This window comes from Pseudomonas sp. SCT (genome assembly GCF_003864275.1).
Lineage (GTDB): Bacteria > Pseudomonadota > Gammaproteobacteria > Pseudomonadales > Pseudomonadaceae > Stutzerimonas > Stutzerimonas stutzeri_AE.
The window spans coordinates 429,455-447,100 of the sequence record NZ_BDJA01000001.1 but is presented as its reverse complement, the minus strand read 5'-3'; the positions used below and the strand labels follow the sequence as shown (position 1 = coordinate 447,100).

Here is a 17,646-nt window from a genome sequence, read left to right as displayed (position 1 = left end):
CAAAAAATGGACGCCAAGCATGAGCACACCCGACGCCTTTTCTCAGGCTGGGAAGACGGCCGTACTGCAGAATATCCACGGCACCATGGAGTTCCTGCGCAAGTACGCCCCGTTCAACCAGATGGAGCCGGCCCACCTGACGTTTCTGGTGGAGAACTGTGAGCTGCGCTTCTATGCCGAAGGCGACTGCATCATTTCCCCGGATGACGGCGTGGTGCAGCATTTCTATATCGTCAAGCAGGGGCGCGTTCATGGACAGCGCCCGCATACCGCCAAGCGCGGCACCGATACCACCTTCGAAGTCATCGTCGGCGAGTGCTTTCCGATGGCCGCGCTCATGGGCGAACGCGCGACCCGCACGGCGCACCTGGCCGCCGAGGACACCTTCTGTTTCCTGCTGAACAAGCCCGCCTTCGTCAAGCTGGTCTCAAGCTCGCCAGTGTTCCGCGATTTCGCCATGCGCGGCGTCAGCAGCCTGCTCGACCTGGTCAACCAACAGGCACAGATGCGCGCGGTGGAAAGCCTAGGCGAACAGTACTCACTGGAAACCAGCATTGGTGAACTGGCGCTGCATCACCCCGTCTCGTGCCTGCCGTCCCGGCCGCTCAACGAGGCGGTGGCGATGATGCAGCAAGAGAACGTCGGCAGCATCGTCATCGTCGATGAGGCTCTGCATCCGCAAGGCATCTTCACCCTGCGCGATCTGCGGCGAGCCATCGGCACCGGCACCACGGACCTGAGCCAGCCGATCTCGCAATTCATGACGCATGACCCGTTCTATCTGCCGCCGGACGCCACCGCCTTCGATGCGGCCATCGCCATGACCGAGCGGCATATCGCCCATGTCTGCGTGGTGGAGAACGGTCTGTTGCAGGGCGTGATTTCCGAGCGCGACCTGTTTTCCCTGCAGCGAGTGGACCTGGTGCATCTGGCGCAGACCATCCGCCATGCAGACCGCGTCGATGCGCTGGTGGTCATCCGCAGCCGCATCGCACAGCTGGTCGACAACATGCTGGCCCATGGCGCCTCGTCGACGCAGATCACCCACATCGTCACGCTGCTCAATGACCACACCGTGTGCCGGGTGATCGAGTTGGCGATCGAGCACATGGGTGACCCGGGCGTGCCCTTCACCTGGCTGTGTTTCGGCAGCGAGGGGCGTCAGGAGCAGACCCTCTACACCGATCAGGACAACGGCATTCTTTTCGAGGCCGCCGACGCTGCCGAAGCCGCGCATATCCGCGGCCGCCTGCTGCCACTGGCCGAGCGCATCAACCGCGACCTCGACACCTGCGGCTTCAGCCTGTGCAAAGGCAACATCATGGCGAGCAATCCGCAGCTGTGCCTGTCGCGCCAGGAATGGAGCCGCCGCTTCAGCTCGTTCGTCCGCGAAGCGACACCGGAGAACCTGCTCGGCAGCACCATCTATTTCGATCTGCGCAGCATCTGGGGCCCGTCGGAAGGTTGCGAGCAGCTGCGCCGCGATCTGCTCGACGAGATCAAGGGCAACAGCCTGTTCCAGCGCATGATGGCCGACAACGCCTTGCGCCATCGCCCGCCAGTGGGCCGCTTTCGCGACTTCGTGGTGGCGCGCAAGGGCGAAGGCAAGGACACCCTGGACCTCAAGGTGCAGGGGCTGACGCCCTTCGTCGATGGCGCCCGCCTGCTGGCGCTGAGCAATGACATCGGCACCTGCAACACCCTCGAGCGCCTGCGCAAGCTGGTGGAAAAGGGCGTTATCGAGAAGAAGGATGGTGCGGCCTACGAAGAGGCCTATCATTTCATTCAGCAGACGCGAATGCAGCATCACCAGCAACAGGCGCGCGACGAGCTGCCCTATTCCAACCGCCTGGATCCGGATACGCTCAATGTGCTGGACCGTCGGATCCTGCGCGAGTCCTTCCGCCAGGCCCAACGTTTGCAGGCCAGTCTCGCGGTGCGCTATCAACTATGAGTATGTTCTGGTTCAACTCACGCGGCCCGAAGCTGCCCCCCGAGCAGCAACAGCGCATTGACGAGCTGCCGCTTCCCCTTGCGCCGCAGACGGTCCCGTTGCGGCAACAGCGCCTAGTGGTGCTGGACCTGGAAACCACCGGCCTGCACCTCAAGCGCGATCTGGTCATCGCTATTGGCGCAGTTGTCATCGAAGACGGTGCCATCGACTATTCCCAGCAGTTCGAATGCACGCTGTGCCGTCAGGTGAAGGTTACCGAAAGCGTGCTCATCCACGGCATCGCGCCGAGTGAGCTGGCCAACGGCCTGCCACCAGCCGAAGCGCTGCTCAGCTTCATGGAGTTTGCTGCCGGCAGCGTGATCCTTGCCTTTCACGCACCGTTCGACCAACGCATGCTCGGCCGCGCGCTGAAAAGAGAGCTGGGCTACACGATGGACCACACATTCCTCGATGTGGCCGATCTCGCACCCATGCTATTTCCTGAAGCGATGATCCATCGCGGCGGCCTGGATCACTGGCTCGACTACTTCAATATCCATATCCCGCAACGCCACAACGCATCAGCCGATGCCATGGCGACCGCAGAGATCGCCCTGATCCTGCTGCACCGCGCACAACGGGTGGGCCTGACCAGCCTCGACGAACTGGCTCAGCGGCTCAGATGCTGGCAACGCGCACGCAAGGCCGCATTCAATTCGATCTGAGTGGCCCCCGGCAGCTGTCAGCGTCGCGGTGGAATAGTGTCGCCGAACGATTCGATGCCTACAGACATCAGCTGCCACTCACTGCAGCTGACCGATCAGCCCATTGCGGGCCCGCTCTTCCGTCACGGCGCGCATCAGGGGTTGCTGATGCGCGATATCCCAGGGTGCAAGTGCCTAGTTACCGGCGGGCCTCACAAATAGCCTGATACAGCGGTGAATCGGCTTCCAGCTCGGTGAGCGTCTCGATCTTCGCCTGGCCGGCTTCGTTCAGCCTGAACATTGCCCTCTCGGTGCAGATCAGCTGATAACTGGCGCTCTTCACGCTCGACATCAGGTGCTGCTTCTCGAAGCGGTACAGTACGAAACGTCCAAGACGGCCTTGATCGGTGTCCTGCACCTGAGCGTTCGCGCCGTCCAGTACCGTATAGGCCAGCGGCATCGGATAGAGCATGGTCCATGGCCGCCAGAGCATCTCGCCCTCTTCACTGGCTACCACCAGCGAGCCTTCCGGCAGACGCGCTTGCTTGGTCTCGAACCAGGTGTACTCGTAATGGATGGTGTAACTGAGCATGCCCAGCCCGGCGAACACCGGAATGATCCATTTCGGCAGTCGCTTACGCGTCAGTGAGCGCAGCATCAGGCCGATACCGGCTCCCGCCACACCAGCGACGATTGCCGCGATTAGATGCCAGAACATATACAACCCCCCTAAAAAAATCGGGCTTCCAAATGGAAGCCCGACTTCTACTTCAACCTTGTGTCAGAGCAGGTCTGACGTTCGGCTGCATTATCAGTTAGTGGTCAAGCGCAACGCCAGCACCTTTCGGGGTACGAACGCTCTCGACCAGATCCTGAATTTCCTGCGGCGGAGCTTCGGTAGCCATCGACACAGCGTAGGCAACAGCGAAGTTCAGCATGGCACCCACGGCACCGAAGGCCTGCGGGGAGATGCCCATCCACCACTGATCAGGGGTGTTCGGGATGCTCGCAGTGCCAGGGATGAAGAACCAGCCCAGGTACAGGAAGATGTACACGGCGGTGGAAATCACACCGACCAGCATACCGGCAACCGCACCCTTGCTGTTCACGCGCTTGGAGAAGATACCCATCATCAGCGCCGGGAACAGGCTCGCTGCCGCAAGACCGAACGCCAGTGCCACTACCTGCGCCGCGAAGCCTGGAGGATTCAGACCCAGCCAGGTAGCCAGCAGGATCGCCGCCGTCATGGAAAGACGAGCAGCCAGCATCTCGTTCTTCTCACTGATCTTCGGATTGATGAGTGTCTTGATCAGGTCGTGACTGATTGCCGAGGAAATCGCCAGCAGCAGACCCGCAGCTGTCGACAAGGCTGCCGCAATGGCACCCGCAGCGATCAGACCGATGACCCAGCCCGGCAGGTTGGCAATTTCCGGGTTGGCCAGAACGATGATGTCATTGTTCACGGTCAGCTCGTTGCCGTTCCAGCCACGCTCTGTAGCGGTGGGGGTGAACTTGGCGTTAGCGTCGTTGTACATCTGCACACGACCGTCGGCGTTCTTGTCTTCCCACTTGATCAGGCCAGTACGTTCCCAGGTCTGCACCCATTCCGGACGATCTTCGTAACGCATCGCTTCGGCCTGCGGGCCTTCCGGATAGATGGTGTTAACCAGGTTCAGACGTGCCATCGAGGCAACGGCCGGAGCGGTGAGGTACAGCAGGGCGATGAACACCAGAGTCCAGCCAGCGGACCAGCGAGCATCAGCGACCTTCGGTACGGTGAAGAAGCGGATGATTACGTGCGGCAGACCAGCAGTACCGATCATCAGCGACAGGGTGAACAGGAACATGTTCAGCTTGTTGTCGACGTCAGCGGTGTAGGCAGCGAAGCCCAGATCGGTAACGACCTGATCCAGCTTGTCCAGCAGTGGCACGCCGGAATCGACGTGGGTACCGAACATGCCGAACATCGGGATCGGATTGCCAGTCAGCTGCATGGCGATGAACACGGCCGGAATGGTGTAGGCAATGATCAGAACGATGTACTGAGCCACCTGGGTGTAGGTGATGCCCTTCATGCCGCCGAATACAGCGTAGGCGAACACGATTGCGGCAGCGATCCAGATACCAGCGGAGTTGCTCACTTCCAGGAAGCGGGAGAACGCCACACCAGCACCCGCCATCTGACCGATTACGTAGGTAACAGAGATGAGGATGAGGCAGACAACTGCAGTCAGACGAGCACCGCGGCTGTAGAAGCGGTCACCGATGAAGTCCGGCACGGTGAACTTGCCAAACTTGCGCAGGTAGGGTGCCAGCAGCATCGCCAGCAGCACGTAGCCACCGGTCCAGCCCATCAGGTAAACGGAAGTGGCATAACCGCCGGAAGCGATCAGACCGGCCATGGAAATGAAGGAAGCGGCAGACATCCAGTCTGCTGCGGTCGCCATACCGTTGGTGACGGGGTGAACACCACCACCGGCAACGTAGAATTCCTTAGTCGACCCAGCGCGAGCCCAGACCGCGATCCCGATATAAAGCAGGAACGAGGCGCCCACGAACATCATGTTGATCCAATATTGGCTCATGGCTTACTCCTCAACCCCGAATTCCTTGTCCAATTTGTTCAACCGCCACGCGTAGTGGAAGATGATCGCAATGAACGTGATGATGGAACCCTGTTGAGCGAACCAGAAGCCTAGGTCAGTTCCCCCGACGGGGATGCCGGCTACCAGCGGACGCAGGAGGATACCGAAACCGTATGAGACGAGAGCCCAGACCACTAAGCTCCAAGTGATAAGGCGAACATTCGCCTTCCAGTACGCAGCAGCATTTTCTTTATCGTTGTCGGCCATTGACGTTCTCCGCCTTATTTTTATTACGTGTGAAGGGAACCCACATGCTGAATTTAACAGGGGTGCCTTTCTGAATGAAAGCCCCGACTTTAGTCTGACGAACAACACGCAAAGACCAAACCACGTATTGCAGAGCCTCCTAAAGAATCCCGCTCAGGGTGGCCACGAGCCATCGGACGGACTACTCGCCGTAACCTTCGTGGCAGACGGTTTTGACGACGATCCGTGCGGCGAGCTGACGCGGCGCCTCTACCCCGACTCGCCCCTCCCGCTGGAGCACTCTCAATACCGACCAGTCACAAATTAATCTCGCCGCACCCCAACTAAAAAAACAATGGCAAAACAACAAGAACTTCAACCAGTGAGAACTTTAAATATATGCAGGATTTAAACTTGTATATATCGACAAATAACAGGCAACCAAATTAACTCACTTATATTGCCTTTTAATTGCAAGCGATGCGGTTTCCAGCGCACGCCAAACGGGCGATTTGCCACGCCGTCAGGCAGGCTGATCCCGCCAGCGCATGCGGGACGGCTCGATGGGGGAGGAATTCAGGTGGCGCCGCTGCCAGCCAACGGCAGCGGCTGCTCTTGGACGCGAAGGGGCGTTCGGCTGATGCAGCAGCGCGCCATCGCCCTGCTGGATCAGCCTGCGAAGCTCAGGCCAGACCGGACGCCGTCTGGCCGACTCGCCGCCGTTGCCGCTGGCACCGCGTCAGCAGGCTGGCTGACCCGCCGTGTACTTCTCGGTGGGATAGATGGCGGCGTTCAGTTCACGGATGGTCTCGGCGCCGATCAGCAAGGGATAGCTGAAGTGGGTGCGATCGGTCAGGTTGACCTCCACATCGCGCAACTGATCGCCAATGCACAGCTGCATCCCGACAATCGGGCGCTCTGCTCGTGGCGGCTCGCGATGCGGATCGACGTTGCCGGACTCCTCGGCACGCGTCTTGATTCGGCTGATACCGAGCAGGCGTTGCTCATATAAAGTGTCATCGGCACCGTCGACGGCCAGCCGGAAGCGGACCCAGTCTTCGCCATCCCGCTCGAATTGCTCGATGTCCCGAGCCGACAGCGACGCAGTCATGGCGCCGGTATCCATCTTGGCGGGCAAGGTCTTGCCGATCTCTTCGATCTTGATGTGTTCGTAACGTCCGTAGAGGGTGGGCTCGGCGGCGAACGCGGGTAGCGCCAGCAGTCCGGCAAGGAAAAGAACGCGAGACAAAACAACCTCCTGGGGGCGGATAGTGGACAATTTTCGATCAGAACCCCCGCCTGGGGTTCCGTCTACCGGCCTTTCAAAACGTTTCACGATGCCGGCCTATCGCCACACCGAAGCCGCGTGACCGGCGCATGCGCCGGCAGCCTGATAGACTGCAGACCGATTCCCGTCTGAAGACTCTCCCGTGCCCAGTACCGCCTTTTCTTCCCTGCCCCTTTCTGCCGCCATGCTGGCCAACCTCGACGCCCTCGGCTACGCGGCGATGACGCCGATTCAGGCGCAGAGCCTGCCGGTCATGCTCAAAGGCCACGACCTGATCGCCCAGGCCAAGACCGGTAGCGGCAAGACGGCCGCCTTCGGTATCGCCCTGCTCGAACCGTTGAATCCACGCTATTTCGGCTGCCAGGCGCTGGTGCTGTGTCCGACACGCGAACTGGCCGACCAGGTAGCCAAGGAGCTGCGCCGTCTGGCGCGGGCGGCGGACAATATCAAGATCCTCACGCTTTGCGGTGGCGTATCGATCGGCCCGCAGATCGCCTCCCTCGAACATGGTGCGCATGTCATCGTCGGTACGCCGGGCCGGGTGCAGGAACATCTGAAGAAGGGCACGTTGAAGCTCGACGGGCTGAACACCCTGGTACTCGATGAAGCCGACCGCATGCTGGACATGGGCTTCTACGACGCCATCGCCGAGATCATCGGCCAGACGCCAGCCAGGCGGCAGACCCTGCTGTTTTCCGCTACCTACCCCGCCGGCATCAAACAGCTTTCCGCGAGTTTCATGCGCGACCCGCAACAGGTGCGCGCCGAAGCGCTGCACGATGATGCGCAGATCGAGCAGCGCTTCTACGAAATCGACCCTGAGCAGCGCATGGAGGCAGTAACGCGCGTGCTGGCCAGCTTCCGTCCGGAAAGCTGCGTGGCCTTCTGCTTCACCAAGCAGCAATGCCAGGAGCTGGTCGATCATCTGAGCGGCAACGGCATCTCGGCCATGGCACTGAACGGCGACCTCGAGCAACGCGACCGCGACCAGGTGCTGGCGATGTTCGCCAACCGCAGCCTGTCGGTGCTGGTGGCGACCGATGTCGCGGCGCGCGGGCTGGATATCGACGCGCTGGACATGGTGATCAACGTCGAGCTGGCGCGCGATGCGGAAATCCATGTGCACCGGGTTGGCCGCACGGGCCGCGCCGGCAATCAGGGCCTGGCCGTGAGCCTGGTCGCCCCGGCTGAAGCGCATCGCGCGCAGGCCATCGAAAAACTGCAGCAGGCGCCGCTCAACTGGCAGCCGCTGGACGGCCTTAAGCCCAAGGGCGGTGCGCCGTTGCAGCCGCCGATGGCTACCCTGTGCATCGGCGCCGGGCGCAAGGACAAGCTGCGCCCAGGCGACATCCTCGGGGCATTGACGGGCGATGCCGGCATTCCCGGCACCCAGGTCGGCAAGATCGCCATCTTCGATTTCCAGGCGTTCGTCGCCGTCGAGCGCGGTGTGGTCAAGCAGGCGCTCAAGCGCCTCAATGAAGGTAAGATCAAGGGCCGCTCGCTGAAAGTACGCGTGCTCTGACAAGCCTGGAGCCGGTAACGGCCGAACGCAGGTGCCAGCCGGCGTTCGCTGCACCAGCTGGCTGAACGCACGAGCCAACCGCGACAGCGTGCGCGGTGGCTTCGTCCTATCAGGCCTACACCAACGGATCGCTTCATGCCGCAACCCTCGCTCAGCCAATCCCTGCGTCGCCTCTGGGCGCTGGAGAAGTTCGGCTACAGCCTGCGCGTGCTTATCGCCATGGCTGGCAGCATGGGGCTGAGTTGGTACCTCGGCCAGCCGACGCTGATCATCCCGCTGTTCCTCGGCATCATCGCCAGCGCGCTGGCGGAAACCGATGACAGCTGGCTGGGCCGGCTGAATGCACTGCTGGTCACCCTGCTGTGCTTCAGCATCGCGGCCGTGGCCGTCGAGCTGCTGTTTCCCTATCCCTGGCTGTTCGTCGCGGGACTGGCAGTTTCCACCTTTGCACTGGTGATGCTCGGTGCGCTGGGCGAACGCTACGGGGCGATCGCCCAGGCAACCCTGATCCTCGCCATCTACAGCATGATCGCTGCCGACCAGCGCAACGGTGAACTGCAACACTTCTGGCGCGACCCGCTGCTGCTGGTGGCTGGCGCCGCCTGGTACGGCCTGCTCTCGGTGTGCTGGAACGCGCTGTTCGCCCACCAACCGGTGCAGCAGAGCCTGGCGCGACTGTACCGCGAGCTGGGACTGTATTTCCGTTACAAGGCTGCGCTGTTCGAACCGGTGCGCCAGCTGGACGTGGAACAGCGGCGCCTCGAACTGGCACAACAGAACGGGCGGGTCGTCAACGCGCTGAACGCGGCCAAGGAGACGCTGCTGCACCGCCTCGGCAATGGACGGGCTGGAGGCAAGATCAATCACTACCTCAAACTGTATTTCCTCGCCCAGGATCTGCATGAGCGGGTCAGCTCGTCGCATTACCCCTATCAGGCACTGGCCGAAGCCTTCTTCCACAGCGATGTATTGTTTCGCTGTCAGCGCCTGTTGCGCCTGCAGGCCAGCGCCTGCGCCGAGCTCGGTGAAACCATCCAGCTGCGCCAGGCGTTTCGTTACAGCGAAGCCAATGGACAGGCGCTGGAGGACCTGCAGGCGTCGCTGGAACATCTGCGCGAGCAGAACAACCCGGCCTGGCGCGGCCTGCTGCGATCACTGCGCGCACTGTCGGGCAACCTTTCCACCCTGCAGCGCCAGCTCGCCAGCGCCAGTGACCCTGGCACCCTGGAAGGTGAGCAGGACAACAGCCTGCTGGATCGCCAACCGCAAACCCTGCGCGAAGCGTTCAATCGCATTCGCCTGCAGCTGACCCCCACCTCGCTGCTGTTCCGTCATGCCCTGCGCATGACGATTGCCCTGATCACCGGCTACGCCGTGCTGCATGCCATCCATCCGGAACAGGGCTACTGGGTGCTGCTGACCACCGTATTCGTCTGCCAGCCCAACTACGGCGCCACCCGCATCAAGCTGGTACAACGCATCAGCGGCACCGTGCTGGGGCTCGTCGCCGGGTGGGCGCTGTTCGATCTGTTTCCCAGCCAGCCGATCCAGGCATTGTTCGCGGTGGTCGCTGGCGTGGTGTTCTTCGCCACCCGCAGCACCCGCTACACCCTGGCCACCGCGGCCATCACGCTGATGGTGCTGTTCTGCTTCAACCAGGTCGGCGACGGTTACGGGCTGATCTGGCCGCGCCTGTTCGACACCCTGCTCGGCAGCCTGATCGCCGCGGCTGCGGTGTTCCTCATTCTGCCGGACTGGCAGGGCCGGCGTCTGAACCAGGTGGTGGCCAACACGCTCAGCTGCAACAGCGACTACCTGCGTCAGATCATGCGCCAGTACGACAGCGGCAAGCGCGACGACCTGGCCTACCGGCTCGCGCGGCGTAACGCCCATAACGCTGATGCGGCGTTATCCACCACGCTGTCCAACATGCTGCTCGAGCCGGGACACTTTCGTAAGGATTCCGAAACCGGCTTTCGCTTCCTGATTCTTTCCCACACCCTGCTCAACTACCTCTCCGGCCTCGGCGCCCATCGCGAGAGCCTGCCGGACGACGCGCGCGACGCGCTGCTGGAAAGCGCCGCGCAGCAGCTGGCGGCGAGCCTCGACGATCTCGCCGCCGCGCTGGCACAGAACCGGCCCATTGCCATCTACAGCGAGGAGGAGGAGGCGCTGGCGCAGCAACTGGAACAGACCCCGGACGAGATGGATGATGCCCATCGCCTGGTGCAGACCCAGCTGGGGCTGATCTGCCGCCAGCTCGCGCCGCTGCGCAGCATGGCCGTGCATCTGCTCAAGCAGCAGCCAGCGGGACAGGGCCAGGATCAGCGCTAAGGCAACCCATCCGGGACCGGCAGTGCGTGGCGAACAAAGATCGCCGCGTAGCTGCCATCATCGAGCATGGCGGCAATTTCCCGATTGAAGGTAGCGATGATATCGGTCGCCCGTGGATGGTCGCGCCGCACAAGCAACGACAGCTCCACGCGCCTGAACTCACCCGGCACGAACGCCAGCGCATCCCGCTCATGCCCCAGCTCCCGCTCGAAGTGAAACAGTGCAGTGCGCTCGTCCTCCAAGGTCAGGTCAGCACGCCCGGCAAGCACCATCGTGGCCGCCTGGACGAAGTTGGCGGCATAGCCCTTCTGCAGGCGCGTATCGTCGTCCAGCTCATCGCTGTACGTGTAACCCCTGCTCAGCACAAGCAGATAGCCGATCAGGCTGTCGAGACCGTCATAACGAATGCCGCTCCCGCTTCGCTGGACCCAGCGCATCCGGTTGATCAGAAACGGACGGGAACTGAGGGAATAGTCAACGCGCTTGACCGTAGGCCAGCCGTTGACCATGTCGTAGCTGCCTTTGCGCAGGCCGAGCAGTGCGCGCTCCCAGGGCACCTCGATGTATTCCACCTGATAACCGCCACGGCCAAGCGCAGTACGGATCAACTCTACGGACAATCCCTCGCCAGGCAGGCTCCGGTCTGTATAGGGCGGCCACGGATTGCCCGCCAGACGCAGCACTTCGGCGGGCAGCGAAGCGCTTGCCAGCAGCAGTATCAACCCAAGCAAACGTCGCAAGCCTGTCAAGTTCTCTTGCCCCGGCAAAGTGCTATCAATTTCAATCAGAGCACAAAGTGCGCCAATCGACGTCAGCGTCTCGTCGGATGCCGGGCTGCACCGAGCCAACAGCAGGAGTACCATCGCGCCTTTTGCGCGAGGTAAGCAGTGGTGCAGACTGACGTGGTGGTGATCGGCGCAGGTGCGGCCGGGCTAATGTGTGCCTTCACCGCCGCGGCGCGCGGACGCCGGGTGCTGCTGCTTGATCATGCCAACAAAGCCGGCAAGAAGATCCTCATGTCCGGCGGCGGGCGCTGCAACTTCACCAATCTATACACCGAACCGGCGAACTTCCTTTCCAGCAACCCGCACTTCTGCAAGTCCGCGCTGGCGCGCTACACCCAGTGGGACTTCATCGAGATGGTCAGCCGCCACGGCGTCGCCTATCACGAAAAAAAGCTCGGCCAGCTGTTCTGCGATAACAAGTCCAGCGACATCCTCGAGATGCTGCTGGACGAATGCGCCCAGGCCGGCGTCGACCTGCGCCTGGATACCGCGGTCGAGTCCATTGTCAGGCATGACGATGGTTATCTGTTGCAAAGCGGCATCGGCGCGGTGCGCTGCCAGTCGTTGGTGATCGCCACCGGCGGGCTGTCGATTCCCACCCTCGGCGCCAGCGGCTTCGGCTATCAGATTGCCCGTCAGTTCGGCCATAGCGTGCTGCCGACCCGGGCTGGGCTGGTGCCGTTCACCATCACCGAGCCACAGCTCAAGACCATTTGCACCGAGCTATCCGGCACATCGGTAGAAGATTGCCTGGTCAGCTGCAACGGGCAGATCTTTCGCGAGAACATCCTGTTCACCCATCGTGGCCTGTCGGGGCCGGCGATCCTGCAGATCTCTTCCTACTGGCAGCCAGGCGACGTGGTGCATATCAACCTGCTGCCCCATCTGGACCTGAACGAGTGGCTATCAGCGCAGAAACAGGAACGCCCCAACGCTGAGCTGAAAACCGTGCTGGGTGACGTCTTCACCCGCAAGATGGCCGGCCTGCTGTGCGAGCACTGGTTCGACTCCAAGCCGCTCAAGCAATACGTACCCAGTGAACTGGAAGCGATCGCCGCGAAACTCGCGGACTGGCAGCTGGTTCCGGCTGGCACCGAAGGCTATCGCACCGCGGAGGTGACGCTGGGAGGAGTGGACACGCGGGAAGTGTCGTCGAAGACCATGGAATCGCAGAAATCCGCGGGACTGTATTTCGTCGGCGAAGTCCTCGATGTCACCGGCCACCTGGGCGGCTTCAATTTCCAGTGGGCCTGGGCGTCTGGCTACGCGGCCGGACAGTACGTCTAGCCAGCGCAGCAGCACCTTCGCTTATTCGTTGGTCCGGTTGGACGGCGGCGAGATCTCGCGCGGACCTGCGGGATCGGTCGCGGTGTTCTGATATTCCTGCTGGTTGCGGGTGTTGTTGTCCAGCGCCGACTCTTCTTCGTCCGGTGAACAACCCGCTATGGCAAGCGCGCTCAGAGCGCCGGCCAATAGATAATTCCACTTCATTGCTTTCTCCTGCGGGAGGCACCTCGCGCGATGCGCAAGGTGCCTGGGTCAGGTGATACCGCGCTTACTGCGAAGTGCCGGTGCCGGCGCCAGTGCCAGTGCCCGTACCAGTGCTGGGCGCAGTGCCCGAACCGGATTCGGTGCCCAGGCCGCTGCCGTTGTCGGCGGGCGGAGTGGCCATGCCGCCAGAAGTGCCGGTACCCGTTCCGGTGCTCGGGGCAGTTCCGGTACCGGTGCCAGTGCCTGCAGGCGGTGTGGTGGTATCAGTGGAAGGTGCAGCAGGCTGCTCGGTAGTGGCTGGCGGCGGAGTCGGCTCACGCTCGCGATCTTTGTCTGGGCCGCAACCGACCAGCAAGAGTCCGAGTACGGGGGGCAGCAGATAGGTAAGACGCATGGTTAACCTCCTTCAGGGTGGTCCGACGGATAGCCGGAGAATTCTTGAATCGTCAGATTCACAGAAGGTTGACCGCTTCGAGGCGCAAGAGTGCCCCTGCCTGCCCGATGGCGGGCGGCATCCGGCGCCTGTCATCCTGAGGATCAGTGCAATCGATTAACTGCTACCGGAGCTGCTGCAAGCCCCATAGTCCGTCGGCTCGGCGCGTTCCATCGAACAGCGCCTGCAGCTCGGGGGCTGGCCGCGGCGGGCTGAACCAGTAGCCCTGAACCGCTCGGCAACCCTGCGCGACGAGAAACTCGATCTGTTCGGGTCGCTCAACCCCTTCGGCGACCACTGCCAAGCCGAGGCTTTGCCCCAACCCGATAATGGCGCCGCTGATCGCCACCGAATCGGCGTCATCCGGGGCTGCCGCGATAAAGCTGCGATCAACCTTGAGCACATGCAGCGGGTAGCGCTTCAGGTACCCAAGCGAGCAGTAGCCCGTGCCGAAGTCGTCCAGCGCCAGACGCACCCCCAGCGCAGCGACCTCGTGCAGGCAGTTCAGCATCATCTCGCTGTCGTGCATCAGCAGCGTCTCGGTGATCTCCAGCAGCAAGCTTTGCGGCGGCAGCCCGGTTTCACGCAACACCCGCGCCAGCAGCTCGGCAAAGTCGACCTGCTGCAACTGACGGATCGACAGATTCACCGCGCAGTAGAGTTGCGTCTGCCCTGCCTGCTGCCAACGCCGGACCTGGCGACAGGCCTCACGCAGCACCCATTCGCCGACCCGGACGATCTCGCGCGACTCCTCCAGGACCGGAATGAACTCAATCGGCGCAACCGGCTTGTCCTCGAAGCGCCAGCGCAGCAGCGCCTCGACGCCGAGCAGATAGGGCTGGCCCTGCTCGACGCGGCAGATCGGCTGGTAATGCAGCGTGAATTCCCGGCGCGTCAGCGCTTGCGCAAGCGCACTTTCCAGCTCCAACTGGCGTGCGGCCTTGGAATGCAGGCCATCGCAGAACAGCGCGAATTGGTCCTTGCCGGCGCTTTTCGCACGATACAGCGCAAGGTCCGCCGCCTGCAGCACGTTCAGCGCCTGTCCGTCGCGCTGCAGGGGAGCGATGCCGATGCTGGCGCTGACCGACAGTGTGCGTTCGCCAAGCTGCAACGGCTCGCGCAGTGCGACCAGCATCCGCTGCGCGACGCGCTCGGCATCGGCCTCACAGGCCAGATCACCGAGCAACGCAACGAACTCGTCACCCCCGAAGCGCGCCAGATGATCGCCGGGACGCAGGCAGTGCAATAGCCGCTGCGCGACTTCGACCAACACCTGATCGCCAGCGCCATGGCCGAGGCTGTCGTTGATCAGCTTGAAGCGGTCCAGGTCAATGAAGAGCAAGGCAGCAGCTCGACCATACGGGCGCTGCTGCACCTCCTTGAGCAGCTCATCGAGATGCAGGCGGTTGGCCAGACCTGTGAGCGCATCATGCCGTGCAGCATGGCGCAGGCACTCCTCCGCCGCCTTGCGTGCACTGATATCGGTCTGCGAACCTGCCATGCGCAGCGTGCCCTGCTCACAACGTTCGGCCACCCCTCGCACCAACACCCAGAGATACTCACCGGTCTCCATGCGCACGCGGTATTCATGCGCCAGCGAAGGGGAGTGCCCATTGAGGTGAGCAGCGATCGCTTCGCGCAGCCCGGGCAGGTCGTCCGGGTGCACACGCTCGAACCAGCCGCGGCTGCAATAGCCGGCCTGCATCGGCATCCCCAGCATGGCGGTCCAGCGTTCGGAGAGGTGCAGCTGATCGCGCTCGACATCCCACTCCCAGATACCATCCTCGGTGCCGCGCAATGCCCGGGTCAGTCGCGCCTCGCTGTCCTCCAGCGCATGTCGCTGCGCCGCGCTGTAGGTGTCGATCGCGAGGACCATGTCGAAGAAGACGATCTTCAGCAGGCTGTCGTAAAGCGCATGCTGCTCGCCATCTCCCAGCAGCGTCCGTAGCATTTCCGACAGGTAGAGGCGGTACGCCCCCAAATACCACTCCAGATCGACCCCGACACGCTGGTGCACCAGCCCGACCAGCAACCGGTCGCGCACATAATCACGCTCGTATGGGCCGTTCCACAGGCGGCGGTAATACTCCAGCTGGCGTTGCTTCAGCCGTGCGATCCCGACGGAATCGTTCTGCATGGCGGAGGGTTGAGCGAAAGCATTCAGGTGTTCGTAGAGTTTTTCGATGAAGGCCGGGTGCGCAGATTCCAGCTCCGCCGCGGCGCGGTTCAGACGCAGCCCGTCACTGGCCTGCCACTGCAGGTAACGTTTGCGCACCAGAATCTGGTCGAGGCCGAGCCCGACTCGTTGCAGCAGTGCCTTCAGCTCGTCTTCCATCCCCGCCCCTGTTCGCTGGACACACGCCACTAGGACTGCGCGCCATGCAGCTACGAGCAAGGGTTGCGTCGAGGGAATGCACCAGATGATGCCATCGAGCCATCAAGGGTCGCAGCGGAGCCACGGGCCGGTTTTGATGCAGGTCAGCAAAGCAGATGGTCCGGGGGCAGACCATGGTCGAGCAGACCGGGGCTATAGGCCCCGGTTGAGACGCGGAACTCAGGCGGCCTGCTTGGCCGTCAGCTCCTTTTTCAGACGGTTACGCAACGCAATCATCTGCTCGCCCATTTCTTCGAGGCGCTTGGCATCGAACAGCTCGCGCGCCTGCGGGAACATTTCCGACTCCTCTTCCTCGATGTGGTGCTCAAGCAACTCCTTGCACACCTTGGCACGGCCGGAGAATTCGAGGCTGCCCGGTTCGGTTGCCTTCAGATCTGGCAGCACCAGCGCATCCACCGCTCGGTGTTCCTCCTTGGCCTCGTGGTACATCTTGACCTCTTCCTTGCCGCCAGCTTCCTTGTAAGCGGGGTAGAGAATCTGCTCTTCCAGCTGGGTATGGATAGTCACTTCCATTTCCAGCTTGCTCAGCAGTTCGGTACGCGTCTTCACGGCGCGCTCGGTGGAATCGGTCAGGCGCGTCAGCAGGTCCTTTACGCGCTCATGATCCTCAATCAGCAGGTCGATGGCGTTCATGCGGTAATCCTCTTCGGCTTCACGGCAAACGAACCGAGCTCTGTGGCCCGGTGTCGAAAAATGTGGCTGCGGTCATCCCGCAGCCGGGGCGGCTCAGGCGTACTCGTAGGTAGGCAGTGCGGTACGGCTCTGGCTCTGCAGGTGTGCGATGGAAGGCGACATCCCCGCCTCCAGCGCCAGGTCACGGCGAACCGAGCTGACGACCCATTCCAGTTGAACTCGGGTCTGGGTCTGCCCCTTGGACAATGCACGCTTGACCAGGGTGCGGTCGTCGTTGCGCAGGGTCAGCAGCAAGCCGCCATCTGGGCGGGGCTCGGTGAGCACTTCGAACTCAGGAAAGGCAGCAGTAAGGAATTGTTGTGCGGCGGTCATTGTTCTGTACTCCAATAAGTTCCAGCGGACTTAACGGAGCAGCGTTCGTGCCAACCCTGATATTCAGGTTTTATCCTTTAAAAACAGATACTTAAGTAAATCATCCAAAGCATTAAGCCGTGCAAAACGCAATATGAAGCGTGACGCAGGTTGCATTCTGCGGTCTGCGCTGCCTGCTCAGGCCTTGCGCCATACGCTGGCGAGCCACGGCTGCTGCGCTCGGGGCAGCCCCGCCGGCCGGTAATAGTGCTCCAGCTCAACAAAGCCTGCGGCCAACACATGCGTGCGCCAGGTCGACCAGCGATACCAGACGCCGTAGCGATCACCGCTCCAGCCCTCTTCGTCCTGCCCGCGCGGGTTGGAGCAGAACAGCACCCCGTCCGGCTTCAGCGTGCCGTGCAACTGCGACAGCAGCTTGGGTAGATGAGCGCTCGGCACATGGAACAGCACGGCGTTGGCGAAAATGCCGTCGAACGACTCGGACGGCAGTTGCAAGTGCAACAGGTCCTGATGCCAGACTTCGCAGCCGCTTTCGGCGCGAGCCATCTGGACGAACGCTTCGGTTCCGTCGAGCCCTACTGCCACATGTCCGCGGGCGGTCAATGCCTTCAAGTCACGTCCCGGGCCACAGCCGAGATCGAGGATGCGCAACGGGGGCTGTGCCTGAATGTGACGCAAAAGGGCATCGAGATTCTGGCTGACGTCATGCTCACGGGTGCCCTCGCGGAAAGCCTCCGCATTGAGGCGGTAATAGTCGAGGGTGCGCTGCGCTGCCTGCTCCGATTCGCTCATGCTGAACTCCTGCAATACCTGGTCGACCACCCTACCGCGGCCCGCCATCCAGGGCCAGCAGGGGCGCCCGGCTAGGTGCCCCCAGCTAGGCGCCCCCAGCTAAGGTCGGCCTTGAGCGCAGCGTCCGAAGCGG

16 protein-coding genes are annotated in these 17,646 nt (G+C 62.3%); 5 read left to right on the top strand and 11 right to left on the bottom strand.

Annotated features, from left to right (window positions below):
- Positions 1-19: 19 nt before the first annotated feature.
- Both BHD08_RS02120 and BHD08_RS02115 read left to right on the top strand, forming a co-directional pair.
- Positions 20-1,954, top strand: a complete 1,935-nt coding sequence (locus BHD08_RS02120) for a putative nucleotidyltransferase substrate binding domain-containing protein (protein WP_015275354.1) — start codon at positions 20-22, stop codon at positions 1,952-1,954.
- Positions 1,951-2,658 carry a PolC-type DNA polymerase III gene (locus tag BHD08_RS02115; RefSeq protein WP_015275353.1) on the top strand — a complete coding sequence of 236 codons (708 nt, stop codon included), beginning with the start codon at positions 1,951-1,953 and terminating at the stop codon, positions 2,656-2,658. The genes BHD08_RS02120 and BHD08_RS02115 overlap by 4 nt, the downstream gene beginning before the upstream one ends.
- A 178-nt stretch (positions 2,659-2,836) precedes the next feature.
- On the opposite strand, the gene BHD08_RS02110 is transcribed toward BHD08_RS02115, so the two are convergent.
- The 4 genes from BHD08_RS02110 to BHD08_RS02095 form a co-directional block, all read right to left on the bottom strand.
- A complete protein-coding gene (locus BHD08_RS02110; protein WP_015275352.1) occupies positions 2,837-3,355 on the bottom strand; it encodes a hypothetical protein in 519 nt (172 codons plus the stop codon).
- Positions 3,356-3,452: 97 nt separating this feature from the next.
- Positions 3,453-5,222, bottom strand: a complete 1,770-nt coding sequence (locus BHD08_RS02105; RefSeq protein WP_125020650.1) for a sodium:solute symporter family protein — start codon at positions 5,220-5,222, stop codon at positions 3,453-3,455.
- 3 nt (positions 5,223-5,225) lie between these two features.
- Positions 5,226-5,489 (bottom strand): DUF4212 domain-containing protein, encoded by a 264-nt coding sequence (locus tag BHD08_RS02100; protein ID WP_003282672.1) that lies wholly within the window; start codon positions 5,487-5,489, stop codon positions 5,226-5,228.
- Between the two features lie 718 nt (positions 5,490-6,207).
- Entirely contained in the window at positions 6,208-6,717 is a 510-nt protein-coding gene (locus BHD08_RS02095; protein ID WP_015275350.1) for an ATP-dependent zinc protease, read from the bottom strand.
- 181 nt (positions 6,718-6,898) lie between these two features.
- Between BHD08_RS02095 and dbpA the strand changes: the two genes are divergently transcribed.
- Together dbpA and yccS are read left to right on the top strand one after the other, a co-directional pair.
- Positions 6,899-8,278, top strand: coding sequence for an ATP-dependent RNA helicase DbpA (gene dbpA, locus BHD08_RS02090; RefSeq protein ID WP_125020649.1), 1,380 nt, complete (start codon positions 6,899-6,901; stop codon positions 8,276-8,278).
- A gap of 135 nt (positions 8,279-8,413) precedes the next feature.
- A complete protein-coding gene (gene yccS, locus BHD08_RS02085) occupies positions 8,414-10,612 on the top strand; it encodes a YccS family putative transporter (protein ID WP_125020648.1) in 2,199 nt (732 codons plus the stop codon).
- Here the strand turns inward: yccS and BHD08_RS02080 are convergent.
- The gene (locus BHD08_RS02080) at positions 10,609-11,475 is read right to left on the bottom strand and encodes an ABC transporter substrate-binding protein (protein WP_256678595.1); all 867 of its coding nucleotides are present in this window, start codon (positions 11,473-11,475) and stop codon (positions 10,609-10,611) included. The genes yccS and BHD08_RS02080 overlap by 4 nt on opposite strands.
- A gap of 24 nt (positions 11,476-11,499) precedes the next feature.
- Between BHD08_RS02080 and BHD08_RS02075 the strand changes: the two genes are divergently transcribed.
- Entirely contained in the window at positions 11,500-12,684 is a 1,185-nt protein-coding gene (locus BHD08_RS02075) for an NAD(P)/FAD-dependent oxidoreductase (protein ID WP_125020647.1), read from the top strand.
- Positions 12,685-12,705: 21 nt separating this feature from the next.
- On the opposite strand, the gene BHD08_RS02070 is transcribed toward BHD08_RS02075, so the two are convergent.
- From BHD08_RS02070 to BHD08_RS02045, 6 genes are all read right to left on the bottom strand, one after another.
- Complete coding sequence (locus tag BHD08_RS02070) at positions 12,706-12,888, bottom strand: hypothetical protein (RefSeq protein ID WP_015275345.1); 183 nt, start codon at positions 12,886-12,888, stop codon at positions 12,706-12,708.
- 64 nt (positions 12,889-12,952) lie between these two features.
- On the bottom strand, positions 12,953-13,282 hold the full coding sequence (locus BHD08_RS02065) for a hypothetical protein (protein ID WP_125020646.1): 330 nt from the start codon (positions 13,280-13,282) through the stop codon (positions 12,953-12,955).
- 163 nt (positions 13,283-13,445) lie between these two features.
- Positions 13,446-15,656: a bifunctional diguanylate cyclase/phosphodiesterase gene (locus BHD08_RS02060; protein WP_125020645.1), complete on the bottom strand. Its 2,211-nt coding sequence runs from the start codon at positions 15,654-15,656 to the stop codon at positions 13,446-13,448.
- A 219-nt stretch (positions 15,657-15,875) separates the two neighbouring features.
- Complete coding sequence (locus BHD08_RS02055; RefSeq protein WP_125020644.1) at positions 15,876-16,349, bottom strand: hemerythrin domain-containing protein; 474 nt, start codon at positions 16,347-16,349, stop codon at positions 15,876-15,878.
- 93 nt (positions 16,350-16,442) lie between these two features.
- Positions 16,443-16,721: a DUF3509 domain-containing protein gene (locus tag BHD08_RS02050; RefSeq protein WP_125020643.1), complete on the bottom strand. Its 279-nt coding sequence runs from the start codon at positions 16,719-16,721 to the stop codon at positions 16,443-16,445.
- A 177-nt stretch (positions 16,722-16,898) separates the two neighbouring features.
- A complete protein-coding gene (locus BHD08_RS02045; RefSeq protein WP_125020642.1) occupies positions 16,899-17,513 on the bottom strand; it encodes a bifunctional 2-polyprenyl-6-hydroxyphenol methylase/3-demethylubiquinol 3-O-methyltransferase UbiG in 615 nt (204 codons plus the stop codon).
- Positions 17,514-17,646: the final 133 nt, after the last annotated feature.